Here is a 20,968-nt window from a genome sequence, read left to right on the forward strand (position 1 = left end):
TAACTCAGTTTAACTGCTTGAATTCACAATACAGTTAAGCCACTCATAGATAGGTACTGATATGTCAGGTGATAGAAAACGCGGCTTCCTTCGCCCTGAAGAAGATAATACGGTTGCCCAACCTCAGAAATGGGGGCTGCCTGACTACACCTCTGACGTGAGCAAACAAGCCAAAGAAACCGCTTTTAACTACGACCCTAGTTGGATGCCAACGGTTGAAGAAGCCATTGAAGATGAAGAGCTGGTTCTGACTGAAGAGCAAATTGAGCTGATTAAACAAGGCGCTTATCAGGAAGGGCTGCATCAAGGCCAAGAGGCGGGCTTTAAGCAAGGCTATGAAAAAGGCAAAGAAGAAGGTTTTGCTGCCGGTCACGAAGAAGGCAACGAAGCCGGCAAGCTTGAAGGCGTAACCGCGGGTCAAGAGTACATTCAACAGCAGGTGGCCGTCTTCATGGGGCTGGCAAACCAGTTCGCTCAACCATTAGAGTTGATGAACGCTCAGGTGGAGAAGCAATTGGTCGACATGGTGCTTACGATGGTCAAAGAAGTGGTTCATGTTGAAGTGCAAACCAACCCACAAATCATATTAAATACCGTTAAAGAATCGGTAGAGTCGTTGCCGATTTCTGGTCACGCAATCACATTGAAACTCAATCCGGAAGATGTGGCGATCATTCGCTCTGCGTATGGCGAGACTGAATTGGACTGCCGTAATTGGACGCTGGTCGCAGAGCCAGCACTCAACCGTGGTGATGTACAAATTGAAGCGGGTGAGTCGAGCGTTAACTACCGCATGGAAGATCGTGTAAAGAACGTTATTCAAAATTTCTGCGGCGCAAATCGTCACCAAGGTCATGAGTAATGCTTGAGTTAGTGAATCGTCTCAGTCAGTACAAAGTCGAGGGGCTAAAATCGCGACCAATTGCCTCTGGTAAATTAGTACGCGTTGTTGGCTTAACGCTTGAAGCGACCGGCTGTAAAGCGCCAATCGGCAGTTTGTGTTTAGTCGAAACCATGTCTGGTCAGATGGAAGCCGAAGTCGTCGGTTTCTCTGGCGATAACCTATTTTTGATGCCGAGTGAGCAAATCACCGGGATCTTACCTGGCGCTCGCGTCACGCCAATGACTACCGAAAGTGGTATCCCTGTTGGAATGGAACTGCTCGGTCGAGTGATCGACGGCGTAGGTAATCCACTCGACGGTTTAGGTCCAATCTATACAGAGCAACGCGCTTCATTTAATGCGGAGCCAATCAACCCGTTAGCTCGTAAACCGATTTCTGAACCACTCGATGTCGGCTTGAAAGCCATTAATGGTTTGCTAACCGTGGGTAAAGGGCAACGTATCGGTCTGTTTGCTGGCTCTGGTGTCGGTAAATCCGTAACTCTGGGCATGATGACTCGAGGCACAACTGCGCAAGTAGTGGTCGTAGGCCTAATCGGTGAGCGTGGACGAGAAGTTAAAGAATTTATTGAAGAGATTCTTGGTGAAGATGGCCGTAAGCGTTCGGTTGTTGTTGCCGCTCCTGCCGACTCATCACCATTGATGCGCTTAAAAGGCTGTCAAACCGCGTTGGCTGTCGCCGAGTACTTCCGCGACCAAGGCTTAGATGTTCTGCTACTCATGGATTCATTGACCCGTTTTGCTCAAGCTCAGCGTGAAATTGCTCTGTCTGTGGGTGAGCCGCCAGCAACCAAGGGCTATCCGCCATCAGTCTTCGCTAAGCTTCCTGCGCTGGTAGAACGAGCAGGTAACGGCAATGATGAACAAGGTTCTATCACGGCTTTCTTTACCGTGTTAACCGAAGGCGATGACTTACAAGATCCGATTGCGGATGCGTCGCGAGCAATTCTCGATGGTCACGTTGTGTTATCTCGTGAGATGGCCGATGCCGGTCACTACCCAGCGATTGACGTTGAGAAATCCGTCAGTCGTGTTATGCCGCAAATCACCACTGAAGAACATGTCTTGATGTCGAAAGCGGTAAGGCAAGTGCTGTCTATCTGCCGTAAAAACCAAGATTTGGTGTCGATTGGTGCTTACAAGCCAGGAACGGATCCAGCAATCGATAGTGCCTTCACGTTGAAACCAAAACTGGATGAGTACTTGCAGCAGAAGATGAAAGAGACCGTCCCATACGACATGTGCGTCAACATGTTGAAACATGTATTGGGTGGCTAACGGGTGAATAAGGTTAGTCATGGATAACGCATTAGAATTTTTGCTCGATCAAGCCAAAGATCAAGAGAACCAAGCGGTACTTGCGCTCAACAAAGCGAACTCTGAGCTGCAAGGCTACTATGAGCAGGTTGCGCAGATTGAAAAGTATCGACTGGATTACTGTCAGCAGCTCGTTGACCGCGGCAAGGCAGGCTTAACGGCGAGCCAATATGGTCACTTGAACCGCTTCTTAACTCAGTTGGATGAAACATTATCCAAACAGAGAGAAGCCGAGCACCACTTTAAAAATCAAGTCGACAACTGCCAAAGCTACTGGATGGAGTTACGCAAAAAACGTAAATCCTACGAGTGGTTGATGGAGAAAAAGCAGAAAGAGAAAGCAAAGCTGCAAGATCGAAGAGAACAAAAGCAAATGGATGAGTTTTCGACTCTGTTATACAGCCGAAAGAAGATGTGATCCTAAGCCACGAATGACGTCAGTGCTGTTCTCTATATTGTGAAAACCGAACTTATAGGCATGTTTCTTGCTCCGTTTTATATAAAATTGCGCGTTATGCCCACCAAAGGCATGAAAAGCATCCGACTTTCTTTTTGTTGCCTGATTCATGGCAGCAAAGCTAGTAGATAGAGCTTGTATATATGAATGTTAGTCTTTCCTCAAATTCAGCGACCAACAAAATGTCATCGTTGTTGGACACCGGTTCTGCCTCTTCCAAGGTAGAAGAAACCGGCGACTCTAAAGGTTTCTTTGAGTCCTTTAAAGAAGCGCTCGGCTTTGAAGAAAGTGACAGTAAAGTCGCAGCAAAAGACACAGAAAGCACTGCGAAACCTGATACTAAACAGACATCTACCGAAGGTGAAGCGTCAGCCGAAGCGAACAAAGGTGATTCCGCTGAATCAAAGGCTACTGACGAAGTGAGCGAAGCGCAAAGCAAGCAAGCAGCTTCAGAAGTAGAAGGCGAGAAAGCTGCTGATAAAACATCAGCAGAGGCTGCGTCTGGATCTGAGGCTCAGCTCAAAGCCAATTCGGGCACTGATAGCACTGTCGCTGATAAGACTGTTGCAGATAAGGCAGATGGTAAAGATGCGCAGGATACGACTAACGAATCTAAAGAACATATTGCTCAATCCCAAACTCAGGGTCCATCAGCGGTAGATGGTGCTACGCAGGCATCGCAAGCCAATGCAGCGATGAGCGAAGGCAATAAATTGCTTGGTCAATTGGATGAGGCAAACAAAACCCTAAATCAAGCGCCAAACGGCAAAGGCTTGCCTCAGCAAGGTCAGGTAGAACAAGCCCAAGGTAATATCACCGGTGCTTCTGTTGCAGGAGTTTCCGTTACGGATAAGGCGACACAACAAGCTAAGGCTGCGAACAGTGCGTCTGGTGAACCCACTGCTATCGATTGGGATAATACGGATTCAAGCGAAACTAAAGCCTTAGCTGCGGCAGCATCAACAGCAGGCTCGACTGATACGCTTCTTAAAGCGGGCGCCGGTGCAGCAGCACTGTCTGGTTTGGGTAAAGCGGGTGCTAAAGAAGATTCTAAAGATTCGACCTTTGCTCAGCAGATCGCTTCAGCGGCTAGTGCACAAGGTACGGCAACGGTGGGTTCAGCACCTACGCGAGCTGAAATTCAAGCTGCTCAACAAGCGCCCTTACAGCTCACCAAAGAGCTAGCCAATGAGCAAGTGGCTGAAAAAGTACAAATGATGATGTCTAAGAACCTTAAGAACTTGGACATTCGTCTCGACCCACCAGAATTGGGCCAAATGAAAATCCGCATGACCATGAATAATGACGTGGCAAACGTGCACTTTACGGTGAGTAATCAGCAAGCGAGAGATGTGATTGAACAAACCTTACCTCGCTTGAGAGAGATGCTTGCTCAGCAAGGTCTGCAGCTTGCCGATTCGTCTGTTCAACAACAGAACTCCGGTCAGGGACAAGATAGATACAACAATGGTGAGCAACAATCCGGCGCTAACCGCACAAATGATACGCAAGGTGATGAAAACCTTGATAGTGGCAGCAATCTTGAATTGAATGTCGCATCAAAGCGTGATGGAATTAGTTATTATGCCTAATATCAGGCTAAGAACGCTTGGTTAATAGAAAAAACCAGTTAATAAAAAGAACCATCAGTTAATCGCAAGAACAGGAAGTTAGAGTAAGATATGGCCGAAGAACAAGATGCACCTAAAGGGAAGAGCAAGCTCCTTATAATTATTATTGCCGTAGTTGTGTTACTGCTTGGTATAGGTGGTGCGCTGTACTTTTTCTTAGGTTCTGACGATAGCGCCTCTGAATCTCAGTCTCAGCCAGCAACGGCTGTGGTCGCTGCAGAGCCGGTTATGTATGTTAATATTCCTCAGCCCTTCTTGTTTAATGTGACAGGTGACAAAAAAGATCGCCTAGTTCAGATAAAAGCACAGCTCATGGTACGTGGCAGTAAGAATAAAGACCTGGCTCGTTACCACTCTCCACTTGTAGAAAGTACGCTACTGGCCACGTTCGCTTCGGCAACGGTTGATCAATTGCGCTCACCAACAGGCCGCGTGGAACTGCGTAATAAGGCAACAGAAGATATTAAAGCAAGCCTGGCTCAAGCTGTTGGCCAGCCTGTGATTGAAAAAGTGTTATTCACTGACTTCGTAATTCAATAGGTAATTTGTGACCGATTTATTAAGCCAAGACGAAATTGATGCGCTGTTACATGGCGTTGATGATGTTGAAGAAGTTGAAGATGTCTTAGAAACCGAAAATGACAATGCGGTCAATTTCGACTTCTCATCTCAAGATCGAATCGTCCGTGGTCGAATGCCGACCCTTGAACTTATTAACGAGCGCTTCGCACGTCATATGCGTATCAGCTTGTTTAATATGTTACGTAAAACGGCTGAAGTGTCGATCAACGGCGTACAGATGATGAAGTTTGGTGAGTACCAAAACACATTGTATGTACCCACCAGTTTAAACATGGTTCGTTTCCGTCCATTGAAAGGTACGGCACTCATCACCATGGAAGCTCGTCTGGTTTTCATTCTCGTAGAGAACTTTTTTGGCGGTGATGGTCGTTTCCACGCCAAGATTGAAGGTCGTGAATTCACGCCTACTGAAAGACGAATCATTCAGTTACTGCTGAAAATTGTTTTTGAAGATTACAAAGAAGCTTGGTCGCCAGTGATGGGGGTTGAGTTTGAATACTTGGATTCCGAAGTGAACCCAAGTATGGCGAACATTGTGAGCCCAACCGAAGTGATTGTTGTGAGTTCGTTCCACATTGAAGTGGATGGCGGTGGTGGTGACTTCCACGTTGTCATGCCTTACTCCATGGTTGAGCCGATCCGTGAACTGCTTGATGCGGGTGTTCAATCAGACAAAATGGAAACCGATGTTCGTTGGAGCACCGCACTGCGTGATGAGATCATGGATGTGCCCGTCAATTTCCGTGTGAACTTGTTAGAGCAAGACATCTCCCTGCGAGATCTGATGGAGCTGCGTCCTGGTGACGTTATCCCCATGAACATGCCTGAGCACGCGACGATGTTTGTCGAAGAACTGCCAACGTATCGTGTGAAAATGGGACGTTCAGGTGAAAAACTTGCGGTACAGATTTCGGAAAAAATTCGAAGACCGAGTGTGGTCAAAACTGATCTCGCTTTTCTAGGTAAAGACTTAATGTCTGAACTCGAAAACAGCGATGATGACGAATAGCAAAATAGATAAAAGTATAGGAATTGGTAATGGAACCTAGTGAAGATCAAAAGCTAGCAGACGAATGGGCTGCAGCACTTGGTGAAGATCCTTTAGCGCCGTCAATTGATGTTGATGATGTGCTTGCGGCACCACTTGATGAGCTAACCGATTCATCATCTCCGATTTCTGAAGATGAGCGTCGTAAGCTGGATACCATTATGGATATTCCAGTGACTATTTCGATGGAAGTTGGTCGCTCTCAGATCAGTATTCGTAACTTACTCCAATTGAACCAAGGCTCGGTTGTTGAGCTTGATCGAATTGCTGGTGAGTCACTAGATGTGATGGTTAACGGTACTCTGATTGCTCACGGTGAAGTGGTTGTAGTAAATGACAAATTTGGTATTCGTTTGACTGACGTTATTAGCCAAACAGAACGAATTAAGAAGCTGCGTTAATGAGCTTTTTGTCTCAAAGACTAGCGGGCTCTTCTCTCGGAATGACAGGTTTGTTACGAGGAATCTTGGGAGTAGGGCTATTAACGGTTCCTTCCATTGCTTTTGCAGCAACACCGCCTTCTCTCGATTTAGCGACCACCTTTGGGTCGCTAATTTTCGTTATAGCCTTCATTTTATTTATTGCTTGGCTACTCAAGCGAATGCAAGTACCTGCGATGTCGAATCAACAAGGTTTGGCGATTGTTAGGCAAATCCCTGTTGGTACTAAAGAGCGCATCGCTATTGTGCAAGCGGGTGATGAACAGTTCTTGGTAGGGATTACCACACAATCGATTCAGCTGATCTCTAAGCTTGATAAACCTCTTACTCAGGAGATGCTGGAAAAAAGTACATTTTCAAGTCAGCTTTCCCAGCTAATAAAAAAAGATGCAAACAAGTAACGGACTTTTGAACTCATCTTACTTTCACCAAGCCGGAGTTTTCCGAACGGTGAAAGTGTGGTTGGTTCAGCTTATTCTCCTATGCTCAATCATATTCAGTGTGTCGGTATTTGCACAAGCTGAAGACGGCACCGTCATTCCTGCGAATACCGCTGGCTCGGAATCGGTGACTATCAGCACGATGGAACAAGACCAAGCCAAATCGACAACCATGACCACGGGCAGCTTAACTGGCAATGGTGGCGGCATACCTGCCTTTACCATGACAACCAATGCCAATGGCGGTGAAGACTACTCGATTAACCTGCAAATTCTCGCGTTAATGACCATGCTTGGCTTCTTGCCGGCGATGGTGATTTTGATGACATCGTTCACTCGTATTGTGGTAGTGATGTCTATCTTGCGTCAGGCGATGGGTCTACAACAAACACCGTCTAACCAAGTCATTATTGGTATTGCGATATTCTTGACCTTCTTCATCATGTCGCCAGTGATTAACCAAGTGAACGAACAAGCAGTTCAGCCATATCTTAATGAACAGATCTCGGCACGACAGGCATTTGATGTTGCCCAAGAACCGATTAAATCCTTCATGCTTAAACAGACTCGAATCAAAGATCTTGAAACCTTTGTTGAGATTTCTGGTGCGGAAGTGACTAACCCTGAAGATGTTTCGATGGCGGTTCTGATTCCAGCATTTATCACATCGGAATTAAAAACGGCTTTCCAAATCGGCTTTATGCTGTTTTTGCCGTTCTTAATCATCGACTTGGTGGTGGCATCGGTATTGATGGCTATGGGTATGATGATGTTGTCACCGATGATTGTATCGCTGCCGTTTAAGTTGATGCTGTTTGTTCTGGTTGATGGCTGGAACTTGATACTCTCCACACTCGCCGGCAGTTTTGCCTTGTAGCTGGGGGAATAATGAATCCTGAAATATTCGTAGAGTTGTTCCGAGATGCCCTTTGGATGGTATTAATCATGGTTTGCGCCATCATTATTCCTAGCCTGTTGATCGGTTTGGTTGTGGCTGTTTTCCAAGCTGCGACCTCAATCAACGAACAAACCCTAAGTTTCCTGCCGCGTTTGATCGTAACTTTGTTGGCGTTGATGCTATTCGCACACTGGATGACCCAGATGATGATGGAGTTCTTTTTTGAGCTCATCGAACGCTTGCCGCAAGTTCTGTATTAAACCGATATGGAATACCCAACGAGCCTTGTACTAGAGTGGTTAGCCAATTATTTTTGGCCATACACTCGCATCTCAGCGATGCTGATGGTGATGACGGTAACAGGGGCACGCTTCGTGTCGCCGCGTATTCGTCTGTATTTAGGCTTGGCGATCACTTTTGCGGTGATGCCTGCGATTCCGGCCGTTCCCAAAGAGATTGAACTTCTGTCCTTTCAAGGCTTCCTGACTGTCTTTGAACAGATCGTGATTGGCGTGGCCATGGGCTTTGTTACCCAGTTCATGATTCAAACCTTCGTCATGCTCGGCCAGATCTTGGGTATGCAATCGAGCTTGGGTTTTGCCTCAATGGTCGACCCGGCTAACGGGCAAAACACGCCGGTACTTGGTCAACTGTTCATGCTGCTTGCGACCATGTTCTTCTTGGCGACCGATGGTCACTTGAAAATGCTGCAGCTGGTGGTGTTTAGTTTTAAGACCTTGCCGATTGGCAGTGGATCGTTGACCTCTGTTGATTTTCGAGAGCTCGCATTGTGGCTCGGTATCATGTTCAAAACGGCATTGGCGATGTCCTTGTCGGGCATTATCGCGCTGCTAACGATTAACCTCTCTTTTGGTGTAATGACGCGTGCGGCACCTCAGTTAAACATCTTTTCTTTGGGTTTTGCATTTGCGCTACTCGTGGGTCTGTTGCTTTGTTGGTACATCCTTGGCGGCTTATATAGTCACTATGAGCTATTTTGGATGCAGGGCGAACAACAGATATGTCGTCTAATCCGGTTAGATTGCTAGGAGACTGAAATGGCAGAGTCAGACGGTCAAGAACGCACAGAAGACGCCACGCCCAAACGCTTGCAACAGGCCAAAGAGAAAGGGCAGGTTGCAAGGTCAAAAGAGCTAGCGTCAGCGTCGGTACTTATTGTCGGTGCAATTGCATTAATGTGGTTTGGCGAATCGATGGCGAAGGCTTTGTTCGAGGCCATGCAACGTCTGTTCTCTTTGAGTCGCGACGAAATTTTTGACACTAACAAACTCCTAGAAATCGCTGGTGGTGCACTGGTGAACCTGCTGTTCCCGCTGTTTTTGATACTGATAACCTTGTTTGTTGCTGCCGTCATCGGCGCTGCGGGTGTCGGTGGGATTAACTTCTCAATGCAAGCAGCAATGCCTAAGGCGTCTAAGCTCAACCCACTCAGTGGCATCAAGCGTATGTTTGGCCTGCAAAGCTGGGTTGAACTGCTCAAGTCTATTCTTAAAGTAGCGCTCGTATCGGGGATGGCGATTTATCTGATTCAAGCCTCTCAGCATGATTTAATGCAGCTGAGTATGGATGTGTACCCACAGAACATCTTCCATGCCTTGGATATCTTGCTCAATTTCATCCTGTTGATCAGTTGCTCGCTGCTTATTGTGGTGGCGATTGATATCCCGTTCCAGATCTGGCAACACGCCGATCAATTGAAGATGACCAAACAAGAAGTCAAAGACGAATTCAAAGACACTGAAGGTAAGCCGGAAGTGAAAGGCCGAATTCGTATGCTTCAAAGGGAAGCGGCTCAGCGTCGCATGATGGCAGACGTTCCTCAAGCGGATGTGATTGTGACCAACCCGGAACACTTTTCAGTGGCGCTGCGCTATAAGCAGAATCAAGACAAAGCACCAATTGTGGTTGCTAAAGGTGTCGACCACATGGCGATGAAGATCCGAGAGATTGCGCGTGCAAACGACATCTATATAGTTCCAGCGCCGCCATTGGCGAGGGCGCTTTATCACACCACTGAGCTAGAACAACAAATTCCTGACGGTCTGTTTACGGCAGTTGCACAAGTGCTTGCATATGTTTTCCAGCTTAAACAGTACCGAAAACGAGGTGGTGAGCGACCAAAACTGCAAGATTCTAATATGCCGATCCCACCTGATTTACGTCATTAGATCAATTGCTTGAGCTCTGCGTGATGAACCCTGATAATAGCGAGCTAGCTAATCTTCCTTTTATAGAGGTGATGGCGATAATTTGACGTGAGATGTTGGTACAGTGTTTGCTGTAGTAGCCTGAACATTATAAGCCCATAGCAAACAGCCCTGACTAAGACCTAATCCACTTGTTCAGAGAGCTACAACATAGCGAAACTGTCTAGATTTATGAAATTCTCCCTGCCTTTTGCGGACAAGCTACCTAAAATCCCTAACCGTGCCATGCCTGCGATTGGTGCACCTATTATGGTACTTGCAACGCTTGCTATGGTGGTGTTGCCCATTCCAGCTTTCTTGTTGGATATGTTCTTCACCTTCAACATTGCACTGTCTATGGTTGTGCTACTGGTCTCGGTATATACCCGCAGGCCTTTAGACTTCGCTGCATTCCCAACCGTCCTGCTGATTGCGACTCTACTTCGATTGGCCTTGAACGTTGCTTCGACACGTGTGGTATTGCTCCATGGTCACGAAGGTGGCGACGCGGCAGGTAACGTGATTGAAGCCTTCGGTAACGTGGTTATCGGTGGTAACTACGCGGTTGGTTTAGTGGTGTTCTTGATTCTTATGATCATCAACTTCATGGTTGTAACCAAAGGTGCGGGTCGTATCTCGGAAGTAAGCGCGCGTTTCACGTTAGACGCCTTACCGGGTAAACAGATGGCAATCGATGCCGACTTGAACGCAGGTTTGATCGACCAAGACCAAGCGCGTCTGAGACGTTTTGAAGTCACCAAAGAAGCTGACTTCTACGGTTCGATGGACGGTGCTTCTAAGTTTGTTAAAGGCGATGCGATCGCTGGTATCTTAATCTTATTCATCAACATCATTGGTGGCTTGAGCATTGGTATGGCTCAGTTTGATCTTGGTTTTGGTGAAGCAATCGAAATCTACACGCTACTGACTATCGGTGATGGTCTGGTTGCACAAATTCCATCTCTATTACTGTCTATTGCAGCTGCGATGATGGTAACGCGCCAAAATACTGATGAAGATATGGGTGAGCAACTTGTCTTCCAGATGTTCGACAATCCAAAAGCCTTGATGATCACCGCCGCCATCCTTGGCATCATGGGTATTGTTCCGGGTATGCCACATTTCTCGTTCTTGAGCCTTGCCATCGTTGCAGGCGCGGGGGCGTATTACATCGATAAAAAGAACAAGAAGAAGGCGGAAGAGCCTAACCTTCCGGCGACAGTTGAAGCGAATGGAGAAGTAGGCTCTCAGAAGGAGCTCTCTTGGGATGATGTTCAACCTGTCGATATTATTGGTTTAGAAGTGGGTTACCGTTTAATTCCTTTGGTTGATAGAGACCAAGGTGGTGAATTGCTTGAACGCGTTAAAGGTGTGCGTAAAAAGCTGTCTCAAGACTTTGGTTTCTTGATCCCAGCGGTACACATTCGCGATAACCTAGAACTGACACCAAACAGCTACCGTATTACCCTGATGGGTGTTGCTGTGGGTGAAGCTGAGATTAAGCCAGACATGGAGCTCGCGATTAACCCGGGCCAAGTCTATGGCATGATCGATGGCGAGCCGACGATTGACCCTGCCTTTGGCCTTGAAGCGGTTTGGATTCGTGAAGAGCAGCGTGAACACGCACAAGCTCTAGGTTATACCGTTGTAGATTCTTCTACAGTACTGGCGACACACCTTAGCCAGCTGCTAACCAACAACGCATCGCAGCTCATTGGCCACGAAGAAGTTCAGAACTTACTTGAGATGCTCAGCCGCTCAACACCTAAGCTGGTGGAAGGTTTTGTACCGGATCAATTGCAGTTGGGTGTGGTTGTGAAAGTGCTACAGAACCTGCTGAATGAAGCGATTCCAATTCGTGACATTCGAACCATAGTCCAAACTTTGTCGGAGTATTCAGGTAAGAGTCAAGAACCTGACATACTTACTGCGGCGGTTCGCATCTCATTGAAACGATTAATTGTTCAGGAAATCAATGGTATAGAGCCCGAGTTACCAGTGATAACCTTGATTCCTGAGCTGGAACAAATCTTGCATCAAACCATGCAGGCATCCGGCGGAGAATCTGCTGGTATTGAACCTGGTTTAGCCGAACGTTTACAGACCTCTCTCAGCCACGCTACACAAGAGCAAGAGCTGAAAGGTGAGCCCGCGGTACTATTGACCTCTGGCGTGTTGCGTTCGACTCTGGCTAAGTTCGTGAAGAACACGATCCCAAGCTTGCGAGTCTTGTCTTACCAAGAAATACCGGACGAAAAGCAGATACGTATAGTACAAGCTGTTGGTAATTAAGCCGCCTAATTAGAACGGACAATCGAATTGAAAATTAAACGATTTTTTGCAAAAGATATGCGAACGGCTCTGCTCCAAGTTAAAGAAGAACTTGGTTCAGAAGCGGTGATCATGTCTAACAAAAAGGTCGCAGGTGGCGTGGAAATTGTTGCCGCTATTGATGGCGAATCCAGCCCGTCGACAGCGAGCCAGAGATTAAATAAACCTCAGCAGCCTGCACAAAGCCAATATACGCAAATGGCCGCGCCCGCAGCTCCTGCTGGGCGACGTCAACTAGACGATGACAAGGTTAGCCTACAGTCGAATGTTGAAGGTGGACGCTCAATGACTAAGCGCTTTGCGAATATGCTTAAGCAATACAGTCATGGCGCCGATGATGAGCCACAGCATCGTGCAGAAAATGAAGATTCATTGTCAGCATTGCTCAATCGCCAATCAAGCACGGGCCATAAGCCTCATAGTCATCAGACTCAAAGCAATTTGCAGTCTCATGGCCATCAGCAATCTCACGGTAACCAACAGTCTCACGGAAATCTTGATTCTGCATTTGCTCGTGAAACGGGTTTGTCTAAGTTGATTGCTGAAGACCGCAGAGTAGAGCGCCCGACACCTCGCTTGGATCCTACCCGTTATGATCGTGGTCGAGAGAACACTCAGTCCAAAGGTTCTGATACTGAAATGGAAACGATGCGCGAAGAGATGACCTCAATTCGTCGTCTGTTAGAGCATCAAGTTTCTGGGTTGATGTGGCAAGAAGTTGAGCGCCGTGAACCACTGAGAGCCATGCTTATTAAGCGCCTTGAACGTATGGGTGTATCTGCAGAGCTTGCCGATCAAATGGCTTGCTACATTCCTGAAGATACTAAACCTGCACGTGCATGGAAGGCTCTGTTAGCTCTGGTTGCTGACCAAATCTCCGTTACACAAAAAGATATTTTAAAACGCGGCGGTATTGTGGCTCTACTTGGCCCAACCGGCGTGGGTAAAACAACGACTGTTGCAAAGCTAGCTGCACGTGCTGCCATGGAATATGGCGCTGATAACGTCGCACTAGTGACAACTGACACATATCGTATAGGTGCACATGAGCAGTTATCGATCTACGGCCGAATTATGGGTTGTCCTGTAAGAGTTGCTAAAGATTCTAGCGAACTGGCCGATGTAATATATCAGTTACGTAATCGTCGCCTGATTCTGGTCGATACTGCAGGCATGGGACAACGAGATGTTCGCCTATCTGAGCAGTTAGACACATTGATGCAAGAGAGTGGTTCCGTTATCAATAGCTACCTTGTGTTGCCTGCAACCGCGCAACGCAAAGTGCTGCAAGAAACAATTGAACACTTTAGAAGAATCCCGTTGTCGGGATGCATCATGACTAAGCTGGATGAATCCCTAAGTCTAGGTGAATTCATCAGTGTCGTAATACAAAATGCATTACCAGTTGCTTACATAGCAAATGGTCAACGAGTTCCTGAAGATATCGTTATAGCTCAGCCAAAGTACATGATTGCTAAGGCTAATGAGCTATTAGAAAAATCTACAGAGAATGAACCTCATTACTGGAATAGCGATTCTGAAGGGCTCTAGGCGGCGGATAAATATGAATGAAAATATGATACATGACCAAGCTAGCGGCCTCCGTCGCTTAACCAAGCCTTCACTCACAAAAGTTATCGCTGTAACCGGTGGTAAGGGAGGCGTTGGTAAATCTAATGTGACGTTAGGTATGGCTATTTGCATGGCGCGCCAAGGCAAAAAAGTCATGGTGCTAGATGCCGATTTAGGACTAGCGAACGTCGATATCATGCTAGGTATTCGTTCTAAACGAAACCTTGGGCATGTGTTGGCTGGCGAATGTGAACTTAAGGATGCGATTGTCGAAGGGCCGCACGGAATTAAAATTATTCCAGCGACATCGGGCACTCAAAGCATGACTGAACTTTCACACGCACAGCATGCTGGTTTGATTCGCGCATTCGGTTCGCTTGAAGACGAGATGGATATCTTGTTGGTTGATACCGCAGCCGGTATTTCGGACATGGTGATCAGCTTCTCAAGAGCGGCGCAAGACGTGGTTGTCGTGGTATGTGATGAACCTACCTCGATCACGGATGCATATGCTTTGATTAAGCTTTTAAGCAGAGAACACCAAGTTCAGCGATTCAAAGTTGTTGCAAATATGGTCAGAAGCTACCGCGAAGGCCGAGAATTATTTGCAAAGTTGACTTTGGTCACAGAGCGCTTCTTGAATGTGAGCCTCGAACTCGTAGCATGTATTCCTTTAGATGATAAAGTACGTCAATCAGTCAAGAGACAGAAAATCGTAGTCGATGCGTTTCCTCGCTCTCCAGCTGCATTGGCAATCAGCTCTTTGGCTAACAAAGCCTTGACCTGGCCAATACCAAAAACACCGAGCGGACACTTGGAGTTCTTTGTTGAAAGGCTGCTGAATCGTACTGAATTTATAGAGGAACCATTTGGTGAATAAAGCGCTTACTTACGACCAACACGCTAATCACAATAGCCAACAGGCTTTTTTTGAGAAGTACTCTGTGTTGGTTAAACGTATCGCTCATCACTTGTTGGGGCGATTACCGCCTAATGTATTGGTTGATGACTTAATTCAAGCTGGCATGATCGGCTTGATTGAAGCGCAACAAAACTATGATGGTACCAAAGGCGCAAGCTTTGAGACGTATGCTGGTATTCGGATTCGCGGGGCAATGTTGGATGACATTCGCCGTGGGGACTGGGTGCCGAGATCGGTTCATAAGAACAATCGAGAAATCAGCAGTGCAATTGCGGAATTAGAGGGTATCCTCAACCGCGACCCGAGTGATGCCGAAGTGGCAAAACACATGGGGCTCAGTTTAGAGCAGTATCACAGTGCTTTAACTGACATTAATTGCTCAAGACTGGTTGGAATTGAAGATTTAGGCGTCTCAGATGATGTAATATCTCCGAACGAAGACTCTCAAGATAATACGCCTTTTCAAGGGGTTGCTGATGAGTCATTCCGCCAAGCTTTGATCGATTCGATAAAACAACTTCCGGAAAGGGAAGGCCTTGTGCTTTCGCTTTATTACGACGAAGAACTCAATTTAAAAGAGATTGGGGAAGTGTTAGGTGTCAGCGAATCTCGTGTCAGCCAAATACTGAGCCAATCTATGCAGCGTTTACGCACTAAGTTAAGTGCTTGGACACAGAACGACTAACAACACTGATCCTATTCAGTGGAGGCTAATTTGAACAAAAACATGAAAATTCTCATTGTTGATGATTTTTCAACGATGCGCCGAATTGTTAAAAACCTACTTCGCGATTTAGGTTTCAACAACACTCAAGAAGCAGATGATGGCTTGACCGCGTTACCTATGCTGAAAAAAGGCGAATTTGATTTCGTGGTAACTGACTGGAACATGCCAGGCATGCAAGGGATTGACCTGCTTAAACACATTCGCGCAGACGCAGAACTTAAGCACCTTCCAGTGCTTATGATCACAGCTGAAGCGAAGCGTGAGCAGATCATCGAAGCTGCGCAAGCGGGTGTTAATGGTTACATTGTGAAGCCTTTCACTGCTGCAACGCTGAAAGAGAAACTTGATAAGATTTTTGATCGCTTATAAGCATCAATAAATTTAGGCACTTCTAGGTAAACACTGACTGATAAGTTATCTGTTTATCTCGATAGCCTAAGCGCACAAAGTATGCGGAGTAAGGCCGAATTCAGGATGATTTCATTAGAACAAGCAAAAAAATTAGTAGAGCTGCTTGAGAACGATGAGCAGCAAAATGCTGATTCTCTTGTGAGAAGCATTTATGAAGATAACTTTAGTCTTCAAGACAATCCAATGCTTCAAGAAATAGGAAGTCTGACACGCGACCTCCACGACTCTTTGACTCAATTCAATTTCGATGAACGCATCAGCGTTATCGCAAATGACGAAATCCCTGATGCAAGGGATCGCCTTCAGTATGTCATTGATAAAACGGAAGTTGCGGCAAATAAGACGATGGACGCTGTCGATCGCTGTATGCCAATCGCAGACAACCTACACGAGTGTTTACTTCAAGTAAGGCCTCAATGGAATGAACTGATGCATGGCCGCATTGAGCTGGCACAATTTAAAGCTTTATGTCACCGCATTGATGGATTGCTTGTCCAAGTAGAAGGCGATAGTACTGAACTACGCGGACAATTGACTGAAATCTTGATGGCTCAGGATTTCCAAGATTTAACTGGGCAGATAATCAGCAAAGTTATTACCTTGGTGAATGAGGTGGAAGGACGTTTGGTCGAGATTCTCACGGTATTCGGTGCGAATCAAAAAGAGCCAACTCCAGAGTCAGAGAAGAAAGCATCGATTGCGCCTGAAGGTCCAATTATGAACCCAGAAGAGCGCGAAGACGCTGTCGCATCTCAAGATGAAGTCGACGATTTGTTATCCAGTCTTGGATTTTAAAGGTAACGTATGAGCTACGATTTAGACGAAGATATTCTTCAGGACTTTTTAGTCGAAGCAGGAGAGATCCTTGAACTCCTATCAGAACAACTGGTAGAGCTTGAGAATAACCCTGACGACAAAGACCTATTAAATGCTATTTTCCGTGGTTTCCATACAGTAAAAGGTGGTGCTGGTTTCCTAGCATTAACTGAGCTGGTGGATACTTGTCATGGTGCTGAGAATGTGTTCGACATTCTGCGAAACGGCCAACGCAGCGTAACATCAGGTTTGATGGATACCATGCTGCAGGCGCTAGATACAGTCAATGTACAGTTTCGCGCCGTGCAAGATCAGGAACCTTTAGTGCCAGCCGACCAATCTTTATTGGATGAACTTCACCGTCTCTGTAAACCAGAGTCTGCGGATGAAGTGGCACCAGTAGAAGCGCCTGCACCTATTATCCCTGAACCTGTTGTTGCAGCGCCTGAGCCTGTTATTGCTCCGGAACCTACTGCTGAAAGCTTAAACATCAATGCATCTTCAGTCGATGATATCTCTGAAGATGAGTTTGAACGCTTGCTTGATGAGCTTCACGGTAAAGGTGGTTCACCAACAGCGCCTTCTGCACCAACACCGCCGCCAGCACCCGCTGCACCTCAGTCTGTTGCTGACAGTGGTGATATTACTGATGACGAATTTGAAAAGTTATTAGATGAATTGCACGGTGCGGGTAAGAGCCCGACAGCGGCAAGTTCAACGCCTCCTCCACCGCCAACGCCGCCAGCAGCACCTGTTTCGGCGATGTCTGAAGGCGATGATCTGATGACTGACGAAGAGTTCGAGAAGTTACTTGACCAACTACATGGCTCAGGTAATGGACCTTCGATTGAAGAATTGGATGCCGCGACTAAGCCTGCAGAAGTTAAGGCAGTAGCACCTCAAGCTGCGCCTAAACCTGCTGCGCCAGTTGCCGTTAAAGCTGAGCCAAAACCGAGCGCTCCAGCAAAAGCTGAAGTTAAAGTGCCGGCTAAGAAGCAACAAGCTGAAGCGACAGTTCGTGTTGATACATCAACACTGGACACCATCATGAACATGGTGGGTGAACTGGTATTGGTGCGTAACCGACTAGTCAGCCTAGGCCTCAACAGCAACGACGAAGAAATGTCGAAAGCTGTCTCTAACTTAGATGTTGTTACTGCAGACCTTCAAGGTGCGGTAATGAAGACTCGTATGCAGCCGATCAAGAAAGTATTTGGTCGCTTCCCACGAGTTGTCCGTGACCTTGCTCGTAGCTTGAAGAAAGACATCGTTCTTGAAATGCGTGGCGAAGAAACGGACCTTGATAAAAACTTAGTAGAAGCACTTGCTGATCCCCTGATTCACTTGGTGAGAAACTCTGTCGATCATGGTATTGAAATGCCAAACGACCGTGTTGCTGCGGGTAAATCACAAACGGGTAAAGTGATTCTGTCTGCCTCTCAAGAAGGTGACCACATTGAACTGGCTATCGTTGATGACGGTGGCGGTATGGACCCTGATAAGCTTCGTGCTATCGCGGTTAAACGTGGCCTGATGGATGAAGATGCAGCGTCTCGCTTATCAAATAAAGAGTGTTTCAACCTGATTTTTGCTCCTGGCTTCTCAAGCAAAGAGCAGATCTCGGATATCTCTGGTCGTGGTGTGGGCATGGACGTTGTGAAAACAGCGATCAACACACTGAACGGCTCTATTGATATTGATTCAGAAATGGGACAGGGCACCAAGATCACCATCAAGGTTCCACTAACCCTAGCGATTCTACCAACCTTGATGGTCGGTGTTGCCGGTCATCCATTTGCATTGCCATTGGCTTCTGTAAACGAGATCTTCCACCTAGATTTAAGCCGCACAAACGTGGTTGATGGCCAGCTGACGATTATCGTTCGCGATAAGTCTATTCCGTTGTTCTACTTGCAAAACTGGCTTGCTCCTAAAGCGGGTATTGTTGAGCTGCGTAAAGGGCACGGCCATGTTGTTATCGTACAACTTGGTAGCCAACGTGTTGGTTTTGTTGTCGATACGCTTATCGGTCAAGAAGAAGTCGTGATCAAGCCGCTTGATAAGCTTCTGCAAGGCACGCCAGGAATGGCAGGCGCGACAATTACAAGTGACGGACACATTGCATTGATTCTAGATGTGCCGGACTTGTTGAAGCAGTACGCAGCTGCGTCAAGAATTTAATTTAAGGATAAATATGGCGATTAAAGTATTAGTCGTTGATGATTCGAGTTTCTTTCGTCGTCGCGTTAGCGAGATCATCAACTCAGAGGCTCGCCTAGAAGTCATTGATGTAGCAGTAAACGGTAAAGAAGCCGTTGAAAAAGCGAAACAGCTAAGACCTGACGTAATCACGATGGATATTGAAATGCCTGTCATGGACGGTATCACTGCCGTTCGTGAAATCATGGCCGCGTCTCCAACGCCTATTTTGATGTTTTCATCGTTAACGCATGATGGAGCGAGAGCAACGTTAGATGCGTTAGATGCAGGTGCTCTCGACTTCTTACCTAAGAAGTTTGAAGATATTGCACGTAACCGCGACGATGCAGTTGCATTGCTTCAACAGCGTGTGATTCAGATTGCAGCAAAGCGTGCGTTTATGCGCCGTGCTCCTATTACGCCGAGAGCGACAGCAACGACTTCAACAGCTACGCCATTGCGCCAGCCGATTTCAACAGCAGCTTCGACTTCGACAGCGAAGCCTGCGGTTGCATCTACGGCGAAATTCAGAGCGTCAGGTAAGAAGTATCAATTAACAGCAATTGGTACGTCGACTGGCGGCCCTGTTGCTCTACAGAAGATTTTGACTCGCATCCCTGCTAACTATCCACACCCAATTGTGTTAGTTCAGCATATGCCAGCAACATTCACTGCTGCTTTTGCGAGCCGATTGAACACCTTGTGTAAGATTGAAGTTCGCGAAGCGCAAGACGGTGATGTGTTAAAACCTGGCGTGGCGTATCTTGCTCCGGGTGGTAAACAGATGATGGTGGATGGCCGCGCAGGGTCTGCACGTCTAAGAATTATCGATGGCGGCGACCGCATGAACTACAAGCCTTGTGTGGATGTCACATTCGGCTCTGCAGCGAAGATCTACGGCGACAAAGTGTTGTCTATGATCCTGACTGGTATGGGCGCAGATGGTCGAGAAGGTTCGCGTATGTTGAAAACTGCGGGCTCGACAATTTGGGCACAAGACGAAGATAGCTGTGTTGTATATGGTATGCCTCAAGCTGTAGCAAAAGCTGGCATTTCTACTGAAGACCTCCCTCTAGACCGCATCGCGGAAAGGATCTTGGTCGAAGTTGGGTTAGCTTAGGTAAATCGAAATGATTGTTTGGAGTGTTGCAAACCAAAAAGGTGGTGTTGGTAAAACGACCACGACCGTGACTCTAGCAGGTTTACTTGCGTTGAAGGGGCACCGTGTTCTGTTGGTTGATACTGACCCACATGCATCACTGACCACCTATCTGGGTTACGATTCAGATACGGTGGAATCGAGCCTGTTTGATCTGTTCCAGTTGCGTGAGTTTAACGTGCAGACGGTAAGACCTTTGCTTTTACAAACAGAAGTCGAAGGTATCGATATTATCCCTGCGCACATGTCTTTGGCGACATTAGACCGTGTAATGGGAAATCGAAGCGGCATGGGGTTGATCTTGAAGCGTGCTTTAGCCGCTTTGAAAGACGACTATGACTATGTATTGATCGATTGCCCGCCAATTCTGGGTGTGATGATGGTCAATGCATTGGCTGCTAGCGATCGTATATTGATTCCGGTACAGACGGAATTTTTGGCGATGAAGGGCTTAGAGCGCATGATTCGCACTTTGACCATCATGCAGAAGTCTCGCAAAACACCGTTTAAGGTGACGATTGTCCCAACGATGTACGACAAGCGAACCAAAGCCTCACTGCAAACATTAACGCAGCTCAAAGATGATTACCCAAACCAAGTTTGGACGTCTGCTGTGCCGATTGATACCAAGTTTCGAGATGCGAGCCTAAAGCGCTTGCCAGCCTCTCATTTTGCATCGGGTAGCCGTGGTGTATTTGCTTATAAACAGTTGCTTATTTATCTCGAAAGGTTGGCGATAAATGAGCGCGAATAAAGAATCAACATTGGCGCAGCCAAGTCTCTCCAGTGAACAAGCACTGGATGATTATTTTACTGCGCTGTTAGGTGATGAAAGCTTTGAATCTGACGATTTTTTTGTTGACGAGTCGAGCGACGAATCACAATCTGAAGAGCCAGAGCCAGAGCCA

21 protein-coding genes and 1 pseudogene are annotated in these 20,968 nt (G+C 46.8%); all 22 read left to right on the plus strand.

From position 1 onward, the window contains the following. Positions 1-61 precede the first annotated feature (61 nt). Positions 62-862, plus strand: coding sequence for a flagellar assembly protein FliH (fliH, locus tag AB4517_RS01745; protein WP_372147801.1), 801 nt, complete (start codon positions 62-64; stop codon positions 860-862). After that, positions 862-2,181 carry a flagellar protein export ATPase FliI gene (gene fliI / locus AB4517_RS01750; protein ID WP_102429082.1) on the plus strand — a complete coding sequence of 440 codons (1,320 nt, stop codon included), beginning with the start codon at positions 862-864 and terminating at the stop codon, positions 2,179-2,181. The genes fliH and fliI overlap by 1 nt, the downstream gene beginning before the upstream one ends. Positions 2,182-2,200: 19 nt before the next feature. Then, a complete protein-coding gene (gene fliJ, locus AB4517_RS01755; protein ID WP_017060679.1) occupies positions 2,201-2,638 on the plus strand; it encodes a flagellar export protein FliJ in 438 nt (145 codons plus the stop codon). Between the two features lie 182 nt (positions 2,639-2,820). Beyond that, positions 2,821-4,269, plus strand: coding sequence for a flagellar hook-length control protein FliK (locus AB4517_RS01760; RefSeq protein WP_372147802.1), 1,449 nt, complete (start codon positions 2,821-2,823; stop codon positions 4,267-4,269). A 90-nt stretch (positions 4,270-4,359) separates the two neighbouring features. Next, the gene (fliL, locus tag AB4517_RS01765; protein WP_372083982.1) at positions 4,360-4,848 is read left to right on the plus strand and encodes a flagellar basal body-associated protein FliL; all 489 of its coding nucleotides are present in this window, start codon (positions 4,360-4,362) and stop codon (positions 4,846-4,848) included. A 7-nt stretch (positions 4,849-4,855) separates the two neighbouring features. Then, positions 4,856-5,899 carry a flagellar motor switch protein FliM gene (gene fliM, locus AB4517_RS01770; RefSeq protein ID WP_372147803.1) on the plus strand — a complete coding sequence of 348 codons (1,044 nt, stop codon included), beginning with the start codon at positions 4,856-4,858 and terminating at the stop codon, positions 5,897-5,899. A gap of 29 nt (positions 5,900-5,928) precedes the next feature. Further along, positions 5,929-6,339: a flagellar motor switch protein FliN gene (fliN, locus tag AB4517_RS01775; RefSeq protein ID WP_004736208.1), complete on the plus strand. Its 411-nt coding sequence runs from the start codon at positions 5,929-5,931 to the stop codon at positions 6,337-6,339. Next, entirely contained in the window at positions 6,339-6,779 is a 441-nt protein-coding gene (fliO, locus tag AB4517_RS01780) for a flagellar biosynthetic protein FliO (RefSeq protein WP_050652153.1), read from the plus strand. The genes fliN and fliO overlap by 1 nt, the downstream gene beginning before the upstream one ends. Then, a complete protein-coding gene (gene fliP, locus AB4517_RS01785) occupies positions 6,766-7,695 on the plus strand; it encodes a flagellar type III secretion system pore protein FliP (protein ID WP_372147805.1) in 930 nt (309 codons plus the stop codon). The genes fliO and fliP overlap by 14 nt, the downstream gene beginning before the upstream one ends. Before the next feature lie 11 nt (positions 7,696-7,706). Beyond that, positions 7,707-7,976 carry a flagellar biosynthesis protein FliQ gene (fliQ, locus tag AB4517_RS01790; RefSeq protein ID WP_029235191.1) on the plus strand — a complete coding sequence of 90 codons (270 nt, stop codon included), beginning with the start codon at positions 7,707-7,709 and terminating at the stop codon, positions 7,974-7,976. Positions 7,977-7,982: 6 nt separating this feature from the next. Then, positions 7,983-8,765 (plus strand): flagellar biosynthetic protein FliR, encoded by a 783-nt coding sequence (gene fliR, locus AB4517_RS01795; protein ID WP_017060672.1) that lies wholly within the window; start codon positions 7,983-7,985, stop codon positions 8,763-8,765. A gap of 9 nt (positions 8,766-8,774) precedes the next feature. Further along, complete coding sequence (gene flhB / locus AB4517_RS01800; RefSeq protein ID WP_017060671.1) at positions 8,775-9,905, plus strand: flagellar biosynthesis protein FlhB; 1,131 nt, start codon at positions 8,775-8,777, stop codon at positions 9,903-9,905. 210 nt (positions 9,906-10,115) lie between these two features. After that, positions 10,116-12,215 (plus strand): flagellar biosynthesis protein FlhA, encoded by a 2,100-nt coding sequence (gene flhA, locus AB4517_RS01805; protein ID WP_136979579.1) that lies wholly within the window; start codon positions 10,116-10,118, stop codon positions 12,213-12,215. Positions 12,216-12,242: 27 nt separating this feature from the next. Beyond that, a complete protein-coding gene (gene flhF, locus AB4517_RS01810) occupies positions 12,243-13,805 on the plus strand; it encodes a flagellar biosynthesis protein FlhF (RefSeq protein WP_029235190.1) in 1,563 nt (520 codons plus the stop codon). A 13-nt stretch (positions 13,806-13,818) separates the two neighbouring features. After that, entirely contained in the window at positions 13,819-14,706 is an 888-nt protein-coding gene (locus AB4517_RS01815) for a MinD/ParA family protein (RefSeq protein WP_017060668.1), read from the plus strand. After that, entirely contained in the window at positions 14,699-15,433 is a 735-nt protein-coding gene (locus tag AB4517_RS01820; RefSeq protein ID WP_017060667.1) for an RNA polymerase sigma factor FliA, read from the plus strand. Before AB4517_RS01815 ends, AB4517_RS01820 begins: the two co-directional genes overlap by 8 nt. A gap of 42 nt (positions 15,434-15,475) precedes the next feature. Continuing rightward, a complete protein-coding gene (gene cheY / locus AB4517_RS01825) occupies positions 15,476-15,844 on the plus strand; it encodes a chemotaxis response regulator CheY (RefSeq protein WP_016767062.1) in 369 nt (122 codons plus the stop codon). Between the two features lie 105 nt (positions 15,845-15,949). After that, a complete protein-coding gene (locus tag AB4517_RS01830; RefSeq protein ID WP_017064113.1) occupies positions 15,950-16,681 on the plus strand; it encodes a protein phosphatase CheZ in 732 nt (243 codons plus the stop codon). Positions 16,682-16,690: 9 nt separating this feature from the next. Beyond that, the gene (locus tag AB4517_RS01835; RefSeq protein WP_372147806.1) at positions 16,691-18,883 is read left to right on the plus strand and encodes a chemotaxis protein CheA; all 2,193 of its coding nucleotides are present in this window, start codon (positions 16,691-16,693) and stop codon (positions 18,881-18,883) included. Positions 18,884-18,896: 13 nt separating this feature from the next. Further along, a complete protein-coding gene (locus tag AB4517_RS01840; protein ID WP_017071205.1) occupies positions 18,897-20,021 on the plus strand; it encodes a chemotaxis response regulator protein-glutamate methylesterase in 1,125 nt (374 codons plus the stop codon). Positions 20,022-20,031: 10 nt separating this feature from the next. Continuing rightward, positions 20,032-20,814 carry a ParA family protein gene (locus AB4517_RS01845; protein WP_017071206.1) on the plus strand — a complete coding sequence of 261 codons (783 nt, stop codon included), beginning with the start codon at positions 20,032-20,034 and terminating at the stop codon, positions 20,812-20,814. After that, a pseudogene (locus AB4517_RS01850) lies at positions 20,801-20,968 on the plus strand (chemotaxis protein CheW); the annotation flags it as partial. The gene AB4517_RS01845 and the pseudogene AB4517_RS01850, both read left to right, overlap by 14 nt.

This window comes from Vibrio sp. 10N.222.52.C3, assembly GCF_041474195.1.
Lineage (GTDB): Bacteria > Pseudomonadota > Gammaproteobacteria > Enterobacterales > Vibrionaceae > Vibrio > Vibrio crassostreae_C.